This window comes from Amycolatopsis mediterranei, from assembly GCF_026017845.1.
Classification (GTDB): domain Bacteria; phylum Actinomycetota; class Actinomycetes; order Mycobacteriales; family Pseudonocardiaceae; genus Amycolatopsis; species Amycolatopsis mediterranei.
Window position 1 is genome coordinate 77,528 of sequence record NZ_CP100416.1, and the last position, 15,025, is coordinate 92,552.

15 protein-coding genes are annotated in these 15,025 nt (G+C 70.7%); 10 read left to right on the forward strand and 5 right to left on the reverse strand.

The annotated features are described in order from the left end of the window. Nucleotides 1-266: 266 nt before the first annotated feature. Both ISP_RS00390 and ISP_RS00395 read right to left on the reverse strand, forming a co-directional pair. Nucleotides 267-1,034 carry a YcnI family copper-binding membrane protein gene (locus ISP_RS00390; protein WP_013222045.1) on the reverse strand — a complete coding sequence of 256 codons (768 nt, stop codon included), beginning with the start codon at nt 1,032-1,034 and terminating at the stop codon, nt 267-269. Nucleotides 1,035-1,104: 70 nt separating this feature from the next. Next, the gene (locus ISP_RS00395; RefSeq protein WP_013222046.1) at nt 1,105-1,605 is read right to left on the reverse strand and encodes a hypothetical protein; all 501 of its coding nucleotides are present in this window, start codon (nt 1,603-1,605) and stop codon (nt 1,105-1,107) included. Between the two features lie 292 nt (nt 1,606-1,897). On the opposite strand from ISP_RS00395, the gene ISP_RS00400 reads away from it, so the two are divergent. From ISP_RS00400 to ISP_RS00415, 4 genes are read left to right on the forward strand one after another with little or no spacing between them, the layout of a single operon-like run. Beyond that, entirely contained in the window at nt 1,898-2,545 is a 648-nt protein-coding gene (locus ISP_RS00400; protein WP_013222047.1) for an ABC transporter permease, read from the forward strand. Beyond that, a complete protein-coding gene (locus ISP_RS00405; protein ID WP_013222048.1) occupies nt 2,538-3,704 on the forward strand; it encodes an ABC transporter ATP-binding protein in 1,167 nt (388 codons plus the stop codon). Before ISP_RS00400 ends, ISP_RS00405 begins: the two co-directional genes overlap by 8 nt. Continuing rightward, nucleotides 3,701-4,480, forward strand: coding sequence for an ABC transporter permease (locus ISP_RS00410; protein WP_013222049.1), 780 nt, complete (start codon nt 3,701-3,703; stop codon nt 4,478-4,480). The genes ISP_RS00405 and ISP_RS00410 overlap by 4 nt, the downstream gene beginning before the upstream one ends. Further along, entirely contained in the window at nt 4,477-5,436 is a 960-nt protein-coding gene (locus tag ISP_RS00415) for a glycine betaine ABC transporter substrate-binding protein (protein ID WP_013222050.1), read from the forward strand. The genes ISP_RS00410 and ISP_RS00415 overlap by 4 nt, the downstream gene beginning before the upstream one ends. Nucleotides 5,437-5,644: 208 nt before the next feature. Here ISP_RS00415 and ISP_RS00420 read toward each other — a convergent pair whose 3' ends face one another. After that, complete coding sequence (locus ISP_RS00420; protein WP_013222051.1) at nt 5,645-6,106, reverse strand: DUF6474 family protein; 462 nt, start codon at nt 6,104-6,106, stop codon at nt 5,645-5,647. Nucleotides 6,107-6,196: 90 nt separating this feature from the next. On the opposite strand from ISP_RS00420, the gene ISP_RS00425 reads away from it, so the two are divergent. The 3 genes from ISP_RS00425 (at nt 6,197) to ISP_RS00435 (ending at nt 9,342) form a co-directional block, all read left to right on the forward strand. Beyond that, nucleotides 6,197-7,837: a TM0106 family RecB-like putative nuclease gene (locus ISP_RS00425; RefSeq protein ID WP_034284849.1), complete on the forward strand. Its 1,641-nt coding sequence runs from the start codon at nt 6,197-6,199 to the stop codon at nt 7,835-7,837. 85 nt (nt 7,838-7,922) lie between these two features. Next, complete coding sequence (locus ISP_RS00430) at nt 7,923-8,555, forward strand: PadR family transcriptional regulator (protein WP_014466502.1); 633 nt, start codon at nt 7,923-7,925, stop codon at nt 8,553-8,555. Nucleotides 8,556-8,688: 133 nt separating this feature from the next. Beyond that, a complete protein-coding gene (locus tag ISP_RS00435; RefSeq protein ID WP_013222054.1) occupies nt 8,689-9,342 on the forward strand; it encodes a class I SAM-dependent methyltransferase in 654 nt (217 codons plus the stop codon). 41 nt (nt 9,343-9,383) lie between these two features. Here ISP_RS00435 and ISP_RS00440 read toward each other — a convergent pair whose 3' ends face one another. Beyond that, nucleotides 9,384-10,142 (reverse strand): SDR family NAD(P)-dependent oxidoreductase, encoded by a 759-nt coding sequence (locus tag ISP_RS00440; RefSeq protein ID WP_013222055.1) that lies wholly within the window; start codon nt 10,140-10,142, stop codon nt 9,384-9,386. Nucleotides 10,143-10,343: 201 nt separating this feature from the next. Here ISP_RS00440 and ISP_RS00445 point away from each other — a divergent pair, with 201 nt between their 5' ends. Then, nucleotides 10,344-11,648 carry a UDP-glucose dehydrogenase family protein gene (locus ISP_RS00445; protein WP_071831529.1) on the forward strand — a complete coding sequence of 435 codons (1,305 nt, stop codon included), beginning with the start codon at nt 10,344-10,346 and terminating at the stop codon, nt 11,646-11,648. A 546-nt stretch (nt 11,649-12,194) separates the two neighbouring features. Beyond that, nucleotides 12,195-13,961 carry a gamma-glutamyltransferase family protein gene (locus ISP_RS00450; RefSeq protein ID WP_034284852.1) on the forward strand — a complete coding sequence of 589 codons (1,767 nt, stop codon included), beginning with the start codon at nt 12,195-12,197 and terminating at the stop codon, nt 13,959-13,961. Here the strand turns inward: ISP_RS00450 and ISP_RS00455 are convergent. Beyond that, nucleotides 13,958-14,353 (reverse strand): hypothetical protein, encoded by a 396-nt coding sequence (locus ISP_RS00455; protein WP_013222058.1) that lies wholly within the window; start codon nt 14,351-14,353, stop codon nt 13,958-13,960. The two genes, ISP_RS00450 and ISP_RS00455, sit on opposite strands and share 4 nt — an antisense overlap. A 272-nt stretch (nt 14,354-14,625) precedes the next feature. Between ISP_RS00455 and ISP_RS00460 the strand changes: the two genes are divergently transcribed. After that, a partial coding sequence (locus ISP_RS00460) for a transposase family protein (protein WP_265049892.1) occupies nt 14,626-15,025 on the forward strand: 400 nt, incomplete at its 3' end.

The window sequence follows — 15,025 nt, forward strand, 5'->3', positions numbered from 1 at the left end:
GGTGGGGCGCCCTCTTGTCGGGGCGCGCCGGCCGGCGGGCCGCCCCCCGGGGGGGGGCCGGGCGGGCTGTGCTCCCCCCCCAGCCTGTGGGGGCCCCGGGGGGGGGGGCCCGCCCCCCCCCCCCCCACCACCGTCAACGCCAGCGCGACGAGCGCCTTGCCAATCCGGCCGAAAGCAGGCGGACACGGTCCGCAGCCGGTCCGCGCCAGGCGAGGGTTTCCGCCGTGACTGCCGGTCGGATTGGCAACGATAGGCACACCGCGCATCTAGCTGTTGCCTCCCGACTTGGCCGTGGCCTTGCGGGCCCGGATGGTCGCGCCGGCCCCGACGCCGAGGCCGATGGCGCCGACGAGCAGGCCGGCCCCGCCGAGCCAGCGGGCGGTGCTGTCCGACGTCGCGGCCGCGGCTTCAGTGTGCTCCCCGGTGGTGGACGCCGTGCCCGCGGCCATTCCGGCGTGGTCGTCGTCGCCGTCACCCGCGGCCTTGGCGGCCAGCTTGACGGCAGGCGCCGGGTGCTCCGGCTCCTCGCCGCCCGGCGGCGTCGGCTGGTTCCAGTCGACGACCTTGCCGTCGCTGTAGGTCTGGTGGGCGGGGAACTCGACCTCGTCCACATTGGTCGGCAGCGGGCCGAAGCTCACCGAGAACTCCTGGTAGTCGGTGGCCTTCAGCTCGTTGCCCGGCTGTGCGGTCCACGTCACCGCGGTGACGGCTTCGGTGATCTGCGTGCCGTTGTCCTTGGTGATCGGCGTCGGCAGCTTCGACTTGGTCACCTCGGCGGTCCAGCCGGGCAGCGGCTTGGTCCGCACGCTGCCGATGCCGTAGTCGGCCTTGAAGTCGACGGCCACCTTGGTGGTCATGGTGTTCGGCTCCTCGCTCGGGACGCGGAACACGATCGCGGCGTAGCCGCCCTTCGTCGGCTGCGAGCCGTAGACGTTGGCGGTGACGTGCGCGGACGCGATGCCCGCGCCGAGGAGACCGGCGACACCGACGGTGGCGGCGAGGAAACCGGCGCGCTTGAAGACGTGCTGGGACATGGGTTCACTCCTGATGAACTCAAGAAGGGGCAGCGGACTCGGGGGTCCGCTGTTCGGGGACGAGCTGGGTTCAGGAGTGGACGGGTGGGCCGCGCCGCCCGCGGATCCGGCGCAGGTCGACGCCGACGAGGTGGGCCGGACCGCCTGTGCGGGCCGGGACGAGCGCGGGAGGCGCGGACGGCACCGGCAGCGGGGTCAGCAGCCGCGGCAGGATCGCGCGCAGCACGGCCAGCACCGTGAGGAGCATCGTGTCCGCGCGGGCGAGCAGCAGGGCGGTGAGCACGGTCGCGATCGCGTGGGCGGCGACCATGCCGGGCCCGCTGGTGCCGGGCATCGCGTCCGCGTCGTGCGCGTGGTGCTCGGCGAGCGTGGTGAGCAGCAGGTGCATCACCAGCTGGGCGGCACCCAGCAGAACGACCGTGGCGACCGGCCCGCGGGCCTTGCGGGCGAGCGCGGCCGCGGTCCAGCCGAACAGGCCGGTGAGCAGGACGGTCATCGCCGGATCCGGCAGGCCGCCGTCGGCGAGCCGGTGTGCGGTGACGGAAAGTGCACCGGCACTCACGGCGAGCAACACTCCGCGGGTAGCACCGAGCACGGCGGGACGCCGTGCTGGATCGCTCATGAAGAGCAGCCTAAGGGACCTGCTTCGCCGTGAGCGTGTGATCCCGTGAAGTGAGCACACACCGAGTTCACGGCCCGGATGTCGCTCCGGTTCAGGCGATTTGTTGCCGATCTCCGGCCGGTAGGCCACGGTGGGCCGATGACCGGGGTTTGGACCGGTCGTGCCGTGGGTACTGAGCCGTCGGTCAGGAACTAGCCCATTCGGGTGAAGGCCGGCGCGAAGGGCGGGAGAGCGGACACGGATGAACCTCTTCGACTACATCTCCGACCGGGCGAGCAAGCTGTGGCTTGAGGCCTATCTGCACACGAGCATGGTGGTGCAGTGCACCATTCTCGCCGCGGTCCTCGGCGTGCTGATCGGAGTCGCGGTCTACCGCAGCCCGATCGGTTCGGCGGTGGCCACGGCGCTGGCGAGCACGATCCTCACGGTCCCGTCGTTCGCCCTGCTGGGCCTGCTGATCCCGATTTCGGGGCTCGGTCCGACGACGGCCGTGATCGCGCTGGTGCTCTACGGCCTGCTGCCGATCGTCCGCAACACCATCGTCGGGCTCGACGGCGTCGACCCCGCGGTCACCGACGCCGCCCGCGGCATCGGGATGAGCCGCTTCGGCGTGCTCACCCGGGTCGAGCTGCGGCTGGCCTGGCCGGCGATCCTCACCGGCATGCGGGTGGCCACGCAGATGCTGATGGGCATCGCCGTGATCGCCGCCTACGCGAAGGGCCCCGGCTTCGGCGCCGAAGTCTTCTCCGGGCTCACGAACGCGGGGAGCACGAACTCCCTCAACCAAGCCGTCACCGGCACGGTCGGGGTGGTCATCCTCGCCCTGCTCCTCGACGGCGTCTACGTCCTGATCAAGCGCTTGACCGTCTCTAGGGGTGTCCGTGGCTGAGAACGAGGAAGTCTCCGGCGTCGAAATCGAGCTGGAGCACGTGACCAAGCGGTACCCCGGCACCCGCACCCCCGCCGTCGACGACTTCTCGATGGTCGTGCCCGCCGGCAAGATCGTCGTCTTCGTCGGGCCGTCGGGCTGCGGCAAGACGACCACGATGCGGATGATCAACCGGCTGATCGAGCCGACGTCCGGCCGGATCACCATCGGCGGCGAAGACGCGCTGAAGCTCGACGTCGACACGCTGCGCCGCCGGATCGGCTACGCCATCCAGCAGGCCGGGCTGTTCCCGCACTTCACCGTCGCGCAGAACATCGCGGTGGTGCCGGGCCTGCTCGGCTGGGACAAGAAGAAGGTCAACGACCGGGTCGAGGAGATGATGGACCTGGTCGGCCTCGACCCGGCCGACTTCCGCGACCGCTTCCCGCGCCAGCTCTCGGGCGGGCAGCAGCAGCGCGTCGGCGTGGCACGGGCGCTGGCCGCGGACCCGCCGGTGCTGCTGATGGACGAGCCGTTCGGCGCGGTCGACCCGATCACCCGCGGCAACCTGCAGGACGAACTGCTGCGGCTGCAGAGCGAGCTGAAGAAGACGATCGTGTTCGTCACGCACGACTTCGACGAAGCCGTGAAGCTCGGCGACAAGATCGCGGTGCTCGGCAACCAGTCGACGATCCTGCAGTACGACACCCCCGAAGCGATCCTGGCGAACCCGGCGGACGACACGGTCGCGGGCTTCGTCGGCGCGGGCGCGTCGCTGAAGCAGCTGACCCTGCTGCGCGTCCGGGACGTCGAACTCCGCCAGGACGCGCTCACCGTGACCGTCGACGAGTCGCCGGCTTCCGTCCGGGAGAAGCTCGACAAGTCGCGCATGCACTTCGCGCTGGTGCTGGACGCGCGCCGCCGTCCGACGCGGTGGGTGCACGCGCGTGAACTCACTTCGGCGACTTCGCTGGCCAACCTCGGCAAGCCGCTGCGAGACGTCGTCAGCCTGCAGTCGACGCTGCAGGACGCACTCGAGGCGATGCTCGCCGAGGGCGGGTCGGTGCCGGTCACCGGCGCGCGCGGCGAGTACGCGGGCACCATCCAGCTGGACACCGTGATCGCGACGATCCAGCAGCTGCGCGAGGAGCACACGAACGGCGAAGAGGTGCCGGCATGACGGCGGTCGTCGACACCGGCTTCAGCACCGAGTCCGGCTCGAAACGCGCGGAACGCGTCCGGCTGTTCGCCCAGCCGATCGTGGTGCTGGTGATCGTCGCGGTGACGCTGGTCGCCGTGTTCTCCAGCGGCCTGAACGCGACGGAGAAGGAGACGCTCAACGCGTCTTCGCTGTTCACGGCGTTGTGGGACCACTTGCTGATGACGCTCGTGGTGACCGCCATCGTGGTACTGGTCGCCGTCCCGCTCGGGGTGATCGTGACCAGGCCGTGGGCGCGCTTCCTGGCCCCGGTCTTCCTGGCGATCGCGAACATCGGCCAGGCCGCGCCCGCGCTGGGCGTGCTGGTGCTGTGGTTCATCGTCACCGGCGCGACCGGCGGGATTTGGGTGGCGGCGCTGCCGCTGGCGTTCTACTCGCTGCTGCCGGTGCTGCGGAACACGATGGTCGGCATCCAGCAGGTCGACCCGGCGCTGATCGACGCGGGCCGCGGCATCGGGATGTCGGCGACGGCGGTGCTCTGGCGGGTCGAGCTCCCGCTGGCCGTCCCGCTGATCCTGGCCGGCCTGCGCACGTCGCTGGTCCTGGCGGTCGGCACGGCGACGTTCGGCATGTTCGTCAACGCCGGCGGCTTCGGGCTGCTCATCGACACCGGCTACAAGCTGAACCTGACCTCGGTGCTGGTGACCGGCTCGGTGCTGGCCGTCGCGCTGGCGCTGCTGGTCGACTGGCTGGGCGCGGTCGCCGAACAGTTCTTCGGACCGAAGGGGCTGCGATGAAACTCCGGAGGCTGTTCGCCGTGGCGCTGCTGGGCGTGACGCTGTCGTCCTGCGGGCTGACCGTCAACCAGGCGGTCCCGTACGACATCAAGCCGGGCTCGATCCAGCCGATCCCGGCCCTGCAGGGGGTGAAGGTGACGGTGGGGTCGAAGGACTTCACCGAGAACATCATCCTGGCGTACATGACCGAGATGGCCCTGACGGCGGCCGGCGCGGAGGTCGTCGACCTGTCCGACATCAAGGGGTCGAATTCCTCGCGCCAAGCGCTGCTGTCGGGCCAGACGGACGTCACGTGGGAGTACACGGGCACGGGCTGGATCAACTACCAGGGCAACGAGCTCCCGGTCCCGGGCGGCGAGAAGGCCCAGTACGAGGCGACGGCCAAGGCGGACGAGGAGAAGTTCGGCGTCACCTGGCTGAACTATTCGCCGCTGAACGACCAGTACGCGTTCGCGGTGACGGAGGCGTACGGCGCTGCCAATAATTTGAAGACGACGTCCGACCTGGCGGCCTTCATCAAGCAGAAGCCGGACCAGGCGGTGTTCTGCCTGGAGACGGAGTTCACCAGCCGCCAGGACGGCTTCCCGGCGGCGGTCAAGGCGTACGGCTTCCAGAACCCGACGGTGAAGAACTTCGGCATCGGCACGATCTATTCGGCGGTGGCGAGCGGAACCTGCCCGGTGGGCGAGGTCTTCACCACGGACGGCCGCATTTCGGGCTTGAACCTGCGCGTGCTGGAGGACGACAAGAAAGCGTTCCCGCAGTACAACGCGGTGGCCACGCTCCGAACGGAGTGGCTGAACCAGCACCCGGAGGTCCGCGGCCCCCTGGAGAAGATCAGCGCGGCGATCGACAACGAGCAGATGGTGGAGCTCTGCAAGCAGGTCGACGTCGACGGCCAGGACGCGGGCAAGGTCGCCCACGACTGGATGGTCAAGAAGGGCTTCGTGAAGTAGCCGAACGGCCCCGGCGCTTTCGCAAGCGCCGGGGCCGCCGCGGTCAGATCCGTCCCGGCCGGGCAGCAACCACGCTGCCCGGCCGTTTGTCAAACAAGCCATCCACAGGCACCGAGTTGTCCACAGATTTCCGCGGCACCCGTTTTTGCCCCCTACCGCCGATAGACTGGACCAGGGGACGCCCCCCGGGACAGGGTGGGGGCTGCGGTCAGATCCCCAGCCGGTGCAGCAGCTGCCCTTCCAGCCGTTCCAGCTCGCCGGCCACGGCCCGGTGCACCGACTTCCGCCGCGCCGTCGGCATCCGCTCCGCCGCGCGCACCGAGGCCGACAGCTGCTCCAGCGTCCCCAGCGCCCCCTGAGCGAACTCCTGGTCCGCCTTCGAAGCCTTCTCCGACTTCTGCAGGTCGGCACAGCCCTCGGCGATCCCCGCGATCCGGGCGTGCAAGGCCGCGCCCCGGCCGGTGTACTCGCCCAGCCGGTCGACCGAGACCCCCAGCTTGCGCGCCTGGTAGCGGTCGTACGCCTCCCGGGCCGCGCCCGCCGCGCGCACCGCCAGTGGCGCCACCACCGGGATCACCGCCGGGCCGAGCACCTTCGCCACCGCGACCGCGTTCTTCGCCCTCTTTGGGGTGAACCTGGCTTCACCCTCGACCTTGGCCTTGCGCGCCATGGCACCTCCTGCGACGTGTCGAGGTCGAACTTACTGGTCGCCCGGGTGGCGGGCATGTCGGCTCGGCGGTGGGAATCTAGAGTGATCTCCATGAACACCGAGGTGGTACTCGACGCGGGCGCGGTCAGCCGCTGCCGTCGCCGCGTGCACCTCGAACACGACCCCGCCATGCGCGAGGTACCGCTTTCCCCGCCCGATCCCACCGCGCAGCAGCGGATCGACGACGCCACCGCCCATCGCGAGAACATCGTCGCACGGTTGATGGCCGCCAACGACGACCACTGGGTGAAGGTCGGCCGCGATCTGCCCGCCCACGAGCGCGTCGAGCAGACGCTGCAGGCCTTCGCCGACGGGGCGCGGTTCATCTGGGGTGCGCTGCTGCCGGTCGACGCGGCCGGGCACCGGCGTGGCGGCATCGACCTGCTCGTCCGCACCGGCCGCGGCTACGTCCCGGTGCTCGTCGTGCGCCACCGCATCACCGACCGCGGTGCCGGCGCGATCGTCACCGGGATGACCGACCTCGACCCGGCGCACCGCGCGGCCGACGAGGGCCGCAAGGTCCGGTCGCAGCCGCGTGACCAGCTCCGGCTCGTGCACATCCGCCGCATGCTGCAGACGCTCGGGCAGGCCGACGAGAGCCTCGCGCTCGGCGGCGTCATCGGCCTCGACGCCGACGTCGTCGTCTGGCACGACCTCACGGCAGGCACCTGGCCGGGCGGGCGCACCGCGCTCACCGAGTACCAAGCCCGGTTCGCCGACCGGCTCGCCATCGCCACCGCCGCCGCGAACGGCGAAGAGCCCCTCGCGGAGCCGTCGCGCGTGCTGGAGTGCCGGCGCTGCCCGTGGTGGCCGACGTGCGAGGTCGTGCTCACCGACACCCGCGACGTCAGCCTCGTCGTCCGCGGCGAGGACGCCGTCGAGCTGCGCCGCGCCGGTGTGTCCACTGTGGACCAGCTGGCCGCGCTGGACCCGGCGGGCGAGCCGCCGGCGGTGAACTGGACCGGCGTCACGTTCCCGGACGCCGTCGTGCTCGCCCGGGCGTGGCTGGCCGACCTGACGCTGGTGCGCCGCGTCGGCCGGGTCGAGGTGCCGCGCGCCGACGTCGAGGTCGACGTCGACATGGAGAGCTTCGGCGACGCCGGCGCGTACCTCTGGGGCTGCCTGCTCAGCGGCGCCGACATCGGCGTCGAGCAGGGCTACCGCGCCTTCGCGACGTGGGACCCGCTGCCCACCGACGACGAAGCGCGCTCCTTCGCCGAGTTCTGGGCCTGGCTCGCCGACGTCCGAGAGCGCACCGAAGCGGCGGGTCTGACCTTCCGCGCCTACTGCTACAACGCGCTCGCCGAGAACCGCTGGCTCTTCGGCTCCGTCGAGCGCTTCGGCGAGCACCCCGGTGTCCCGGCGAAGAAGGACATCCAGTCCTTTGTGGATTCCGAGCAGTGGGTGGACCTGTTCCGCAGCGTCACCGACCAGTTCCTGTGCTCCCACGGCAAGGGCCTGAAGGTGATCGCCCCGGTGGCCGGCTTCTCCTGGCGCGACCCGGAGGCGGGCGGCGAGGCGTCGATGCGCTGGTACCGCGACGCCGTGGGCATGGACGGCGAGAAGCCGGACGACGACCAGCGCGCGCGGCTGCTGCGCTACAACGAGGACGACGTCCTCGCGACGCGCGCGCTGCGCGAGTGGATCGACGCGCGGGCGCAGGCCGAAGTCCCGTACATGTTCGATCTCTGAGGTCTTTTGTCGACTAAGACACTTGCCTGCTGACGCGTCCTGCGTAATACTCGTCTGCGAGTACTCGTAGACGAGGAGTGTGGTGATGAAGCGGCGGAAGGTCGGCAACCTGCTCGGCCTGGCCGTGCTGTCCGTCGTGCTGGAACGCCCCATGCACCCGTACGAGATGGCGACCGTGCTGAAGGAGCGCGGCAAGGACGCCGACATGCCGATCAAGTGGGGCTCGCTCTACACCGTCGTCGCGAACCTCGAGAAATACGGCTTCATCGAGGCCGTCGAGAGCGTGAAGGACGGCGGACGGCCCGAACGGACCGTCTACCGGATCACCCCGGCCGGGCGCGAGGAGTACGAGGACTGGGTCCGCGAGCTCGTCGGCACGGTCGAAACGGAACCCCCGCGGTTCCGGTCCGGGCTGTCGATGCTGGGGATCCTCGGCCCGGACCAGGCGATCAGCCTGCTGCGGCAGCGCGTCGCGCAGCTCGACGAACGGGCCGCGAAGCAGCAGACCGGGCTCGACCAGCTGCGGCCGCTGATGCCGCGGATGTTCCTGGTCGAGGTCGAGTACGACATCGCGATGACGGAGGCCGAGGCGCGCTGGGTGCGCGGCTTCCTCGAGGAACTGACCAGCGGCGCCTTGCCGGGCATCGAGGCCTGGCGGCGCTGGTACGAGACCGGCGAGCTCCCCGACGACTTCGGAGAGTTCGTGGAAGAGAGATAGCACGGACCCCGGGAGGTGCTGGCACACCGCCCGGGGTCCTCGACCCCGAACCGAGCACGCCCGGCCACGAGGTGGCACCGCAAGGATAACCGGGTGCGCTCTTCGGTTCGGTTCAACCGAAGAGGAGAGATCCATGGAGACGACCCGCAAGCACAAAGTGCCCGAGATGGAGGGCTTCCAGGCCCGCTGGTACGCCAAGAACCGCGGCACGGAGGCACAGCTCGCGCAGTACCGGCGGCAGGCGGCCGAGGTCACCGCGGGGTTGGCCGACGGCGCCGAGATCCTGGAGGTGGCGCCCGGACCCGGCTTCTTCGCCGTGGAGCTGGCCAAGCGCGGCTACCGCGTCACCGGGCTCGACATCAGCCACACGATGGTGGAAATCGCGCGGGAAAACCGTGCGGGGCTCGACATCGACTTCCGGCAGGGGGACGTGACGCAGGCGCCCTTCGCGGACGAGTCGTTCGACTTCGTCGTCTGCCAGGCCGCGTTCAAGAACTTCCGGCAGCCGGTGACGGCGCTGAACGAGATACACCGGGTGCTGCGCCCGGGCGGGTTCGCGGTGATCCAAGACCTCAACCACGAGGCCACCGCCGCGGACATCGACCGCGAGGTCGCCGGGATGCACGTCGGCGTGGTCAGCGGCTTCACCGTCCGGCAGACGCTCGGCTGGCTGCGGCGCCGCGCGTTCACTTCCGCGCAGTTCGAGGTGTTGGCCGCGGAAAGCGCGTTCGGCGGCTGCTCGGCCACCGCCGACGGCCTCGGCCTGGAGGTCCGGCTGACCCGCTGACCACGACCGCCGGGGCACGGGCGCGTGCCCCGGCAGGTGGGTCAGCGCGGGGCCATCCGCAGCGAACCGTCCATCCGGACGACCTCGCCGTTCAGGTAGTCGTGGTCGATGAGCGACAGCGTGAGCTGCGCGTACTCGTCCGGCCGCGCCAGCCGCTTCGGGAACGGGATGCCGGCGGCGAGCGACGCGCGGAACTCGTCGCTGACCGTGGCGAGCATCGGGGTGTCGACGATGCCCGGCGCGATGGTCAGCACGCGGATGCCGTGCGAGGCCAGGTCGCGAGCCGCCGGGAGTGTCATGCCGACGACGCCGCCCTTGGACGACGCGTAGGCGACCTGCCCGATCTGGCCGTCGAACGCCGCGATGGAGGCGGTGTTGATGATGACACCGCGGGCGTCGTCTTCGAGGGGCTCGGTCTTGGCGATCGCCTCGGACGCGATGGTCAGCACGTTGAAGGTGCCGACGAGGTTGATCTGGATGACCTTCGCGTACAGCGCGAGGTCGTGGCGGCCCTTCTTGGACAGGATCCGCGCGGACGGCCCGATGCCGGCGCAGTTCACCACGGTCCGCAGCGGCACGCCGGAGCCGGCCGCGGTCGCGACGGCCGCCTCGACCTGCTCGACGTCGGTGACGTCGGCCTCGACGTAGGTGATGCCGTCGACCTGCGCGGCCTTCTCGATCGAAGCCGCCAGGTCCAGCGCGAACACCCGCGCGCCCTTGGCCGCGAGGGCCTTCGCCGTGGCCCCGCCGAGGCCGGACGCGCCGCCGGTGACGAGCGCCGCGGTGTCGGTGATCTGCATCTGTGCGGTTCCCTTCGCTGTGGTTCGCGAAGACAGGTTAACGCTCGTTCGCAGTGACATCCGGGGCGCCGCCCCGGGCCGGGGGCTCCGCCACCCGGAACCCCCGCAAAGCGCATGGTGGTTCGTGTCTTCGCTCACCGCTCTCGAGGGCGACCGTTCCCGTTAGTGTCGTGGTCAACTCCGGCTGTCACCTTCAGCAGCATGACGCCAGCTCGGATCGTGGTGGTAGGAACCGGATACGTCGGCTTGACCACGGGGGCCTGCCTGGCCAGCCTGGGTCATTTCGTCACGTGCGTGGACGTCGACCGCGCGAAGGTCTCACGGCTGGCCGCGGGCCGCGTCGACATCCTCGAACCCGGGCTCGACGACCTGGTGCACCGCGGGATCGCCGCCGGGCGCCTCCAGTTCGTCGTCGGCGCGCGGGACGCGGTCCGCCATGCGCAGGCGGTGTTCCTCTGCGTACCGACGCCGATGGAGGCCGGCGGCTCCGCCGACCTGCGCGCGGTCGAGGCGGTGACGGCCGAGATCGGGGACGTCCTGCCCGCCGGCTGCGCGCTCGTCACGAAGTCGACCGTGCCGGTCGGGACGTCGAAGCGGATCCAGGACCTGGTCGGGCGGACCGACGTGCCGGTGGTGTCGAACCCCGAGTTCCTCCGCGAAGGCACCGCGGTCGCCGACTTCCTCGGGCCGGACCGGATCGTCGTCGGCTCGGACGACCTCGCCGCCGCGCGCTGGGTCGGCGAGCTGTACGCCGAGCTGGACGCGCCGGTCGTCGTCGCCGACGCGGCGAGCGCGGAGCTGGTGAAGTACGCCGCGAACTGCTACCTCGCGCTGAAGCTCTCCTACGTCAACTCGATCGCCGAGCTGTGCGAACGGCTGGGTGCGGACATCGACCTCGTCACCGAGGGCATGGGGTACGACCGGCGCATCGGGCGGACGTTCCTCAAGCCCGGCCCCGGCTGGGGCGGCTCCTGCCTGCCGAAGGACACCAGCGCGCTGGTCAAGGTGGCCGAGTCGGTGAACTACGACTTCACCATGCTGACCTCCGCCATCGACGAGAACCTGGCGCAGCGCGACCGGATCGTCGCGAAGATCGCCGGCGCGGTCGGCGGGACGCTCGCCGGCGCCCGGATCGGCGTCCTGGGCCTGGCGTTCAAGGCGGGCACCAACGACCTGCGCGACTCGCCCGCGCTCGCCGTCTCGTCGGTGCTGTGCGCGCTGGGCGCCGAGCTGATCGCCTACGACCCGGCCATCGACGGCGAGATCGCCGGGATGACCGTCGTCGACGACGCCTACCAGGTCGCGAAGGACGCGGACGTCGTCGTCGTGCTGACCGAGTGGGCCGAGTTCAAGCACCTCGACTGGGCGGCGATGGCCGAGCTGATGGAGGGCATCGACGTCGTCGACACGCGCAACCTGCTCGACCCGCGGGTGATCGTCGACGCGGGGTTGTCGTGGCAGGGCGTCGGGCGGCCGCGCGCGGCGGCGCGAATCAAGGTTTCGTGAGAACCGGATCTTGGTTAGGCTGGCCGCACGGCATCGCGTGTCGGTCACCGGCTGGGTGAGGCATGGAGGTGGCGGGAGTGCCCTGGAGGCATTTCAACCGTGTCAGTTTCCGTTTCCGTTGAATTGAACCATTTGATCGTCCCGTCCCGGAACAACCGGGAATCCGCCGAATTCCTGGCGAACCTGCTCGGTCTCGAAGTCGGGGAGGAATGGGGCCCGTTCATCCCCGTCGAGATGCGCAACGGCGTCCGGCTGGACTTCGCGACCATCCCCGAAGAGGACCTGCGCCTGCAGCACTACTGCTTCCTGATCCCGGAGGACGGCTTCGACGCCGTCTTCGCGCGGCTCGTCGAAACCGGCGTGACCTACCACGCCGACCCGATGGGGAAGCAGATCGGCGAAATCAACCACAACCACGGCGGCCGTGGCGTCTATTTCCTCGATCCCGGCGGCAACGGGATGGAAATCATCACGCAGCCGTACGAGCCGGAGCGGAAGCGTCCGTCGTCCTGGCAAAAGTTCCTTAGCAATGCGTACTATCGGGGCATGTTCACGACGAGGCCGGAGCTGACCGGCACCTTCGGGATGGTGGCATCGACGCACTGGCTGGCTTCGGCCACCGGGATGGCGGTGCTGGAGGACGGCGGCAACGCGTTCGACGCGGCGGTCGCCGCCGGCTTCGTCCTCCAGGTCGCCGAGCCGCACCTGTGCGGCCCGGCGGGCCAGGTGCCCGGCCTCTTCGTGACGGCGGACGATCCGACCCCGCGGGCGCTGGCGAGCCAGGGCCCGTCGCCCGCGGGGGCCACGCCGGAGCATTTCGCGGCGCTGGGCCTGGACCTGATCCCGGGCAGCGGCTTGCTCCCGGCGACCGTCCCGGGTGCGTGGGACGGCTGGCTCCTGCTGCTTCGCGACTACGGCACGAAGCCGCTTCGCGAGGTGCTCAAGTACGCGATCGGCTACGCGCGCAACGGCGTCCCGCTGGTATCGCGGGTCGGCGACACGATCAGCGCCGTGTCCCGCCTGTTCGTCGAGCACTGGCCGACGTCCGCGGCGCTCTGGATGCCGGACGGCAAGCCCGCGTCCGGCCTGCACCGGAACCCGGCGCTGGCCGACACGTGGGAGCGGCTGCTGCGCGAGACGGAGTCCGTGTCCGGCCGGGAAGCACAGCTCGACGCGGGACGTCGTGCCTGGTCGCAGGGCTTCGTCGCGGAGGCGATCGACTCGTTCAGCCGGACGGCCTTCCGCGACGACTCCGGCCGCGACCATGCGGGCCTGCTGACGGGCGAGGACCTGGCGTCGTGGTCGGCGTCGTACGAGGACCCGGCCTTCGTCGACGTCGGCGACTGGCGCCTGGTCAAGCTGGGCGGCTGGACGCAGGGACCGGCGCTGCTGCAACAGGCGCTGCTGCTGCACGGCTTCGGCGACGAACTGTCCTATGTAGACGGAGTCCCGTCGGAGCGCACGGTGCACCTGGCGACCGAAGCGGCGAAGCTGGCCTTCGCCGACCGCGAGGCCTGGTACGGCGACACCGACGTGCCTCTGGACGTGCTCCTTTCGCCGTCCTACACCGACGCCCGGCGCGCCTTGATCACCGACACGGCGTCCCCGAGCTTGCGTCCGGGCGACGCCCGCGGCCCGGCCCGCCTCCCGGCGATCCTGGACTCCCTGCAGGGCATCGAAGCGGGCGACGGCGCAACGGGCGAGCCGACGGTCGGCCCCCGGGGCCAGACCCGCGGCGACACGGTCCACCTCGACGTCGTCGACGCGGCGGGCAACCTGGTGTCGCTCACCCCGTCCGGCGGCTGGCTGCAGTCCAGCCCGACGATCCCGTCGCTGGGCTTCTGCCTCGATTCGCGGGGCCAGATGTTCTGGCTGGAGCAGGGCCTGCCCAATTCGCTGGCCCCGCGCAAGCGGCCGCGCATCACGCTGTCGCCGTCCCTGGCCCTGCGCGACGGAGTCCCGACGCTGGCCTTCGGCACGCCCGGCGGCGACCAGCAGGACCAGTGGCAGCTGTGCTTCTGGCTGGCCCACGTCTACGGCGGGCTCAACCTGCAGGAGTCGATCGACTCGCCGGCGTGGCACACGACGGCGTTCCCGAGCTCGTTCTACCCGCGCTCGTGGAACCCCCGCGAGCTGGTGGTGGAGTCCCGGCTGGGATCGTCCACTTTGGACGCCCTACGCGAGCGCGGCCACGCCGTGGTCGACGCCGGCGACTGGGCCCTGGGTCGCCTGTCCGCGGTTTCCCGCACGGGCGGCATCATGCGAGCCGCGGCCAACGCACGCGGAATGCAGGGGTACGCGACCGGCCGTTAGAGCGTCAGCGAGGCCCACCCGCCGCCCTCGGCGAGCAGCGTGCGCACGCCGCGGGCGTGGCCGGCGAACCCGGCGAGATCGCTGTGCAGCAGGGCCATCCGTTCCCCGTCGAGCGGTGTGGTGTCGCCCGCCCACAGCTCCCGGATCCAGCTGGCCGACAGCTGCAGGGACCGGATCAGCCCCGGCACTTCGGCCTCGGCCGGCCCGCCCCCGGCCAGGTACTGGGCCAGGATCTCGTCGGCGGCGTGGACCAGCTCCTGAAGCCCACGCACGGCCTCGTCCGGACTGCCGTCCCAGTCCGGCCGGGGCCAGCCGGACGAGTCGAGTTCGAGCCACAACCGCCAGCCCGCGGTCAGCTCCTCGTGGTCACGCGGCGCCCATTGCCCGGCCATGCTTTCGAGTGTGCGCCCGAAAGCACGGCCCGGCGGATGGGATTCCTCACTTCCCAGGCCGGCGCCGACCGGCCGAGTTGTCCACAACGCCTCCGCTTATCCACAGATTCGCGGCACCACCCTTTTGCACCGGCCACTCCCGATACGCTGGACCAGGGACGCCCCCCGGAGAGGGTCAGGGTTCCGGCAAAGTCTTTTGGCCTGGTTGCAGGGCGGGCACGGCCCTCGTTGATCATGTGATTGTCTAGGTCCCATGATCGTGTGAGAGAGTCGTGCCCGCTGAGCAATCGTGCCTGATCCCCGTCGTACGTGATCGTCTGACCCCGGCCATCGATTCCCGCACCGATCCATACTGGGCCGCTGACCTGCGCAAACAGCTCGCCGGCATCCCTGATCCACGAGATCGACGGGGTGTGCGACATTCGATCGGGTCGATCCTGGCGCTCGCCGCCGCAGCCGTGGTGGCCGGAGCCCAGTCGTTCACCGCGATCGGCGAATGGGCCGCCGACGCCCCACAGTCGGTGCTGGCCGCGCTGGGCGCACGATTCGACCCCCGCCATGCCCGGTATGCAGCACCCGATGAGGCCACCGTGCGGCGCGTGGCCGGCCGGGTCGACGGCGACATCCTCGACGACGTGATCAGCAGCTGGCTCGCCCACCGCGACACCAGCA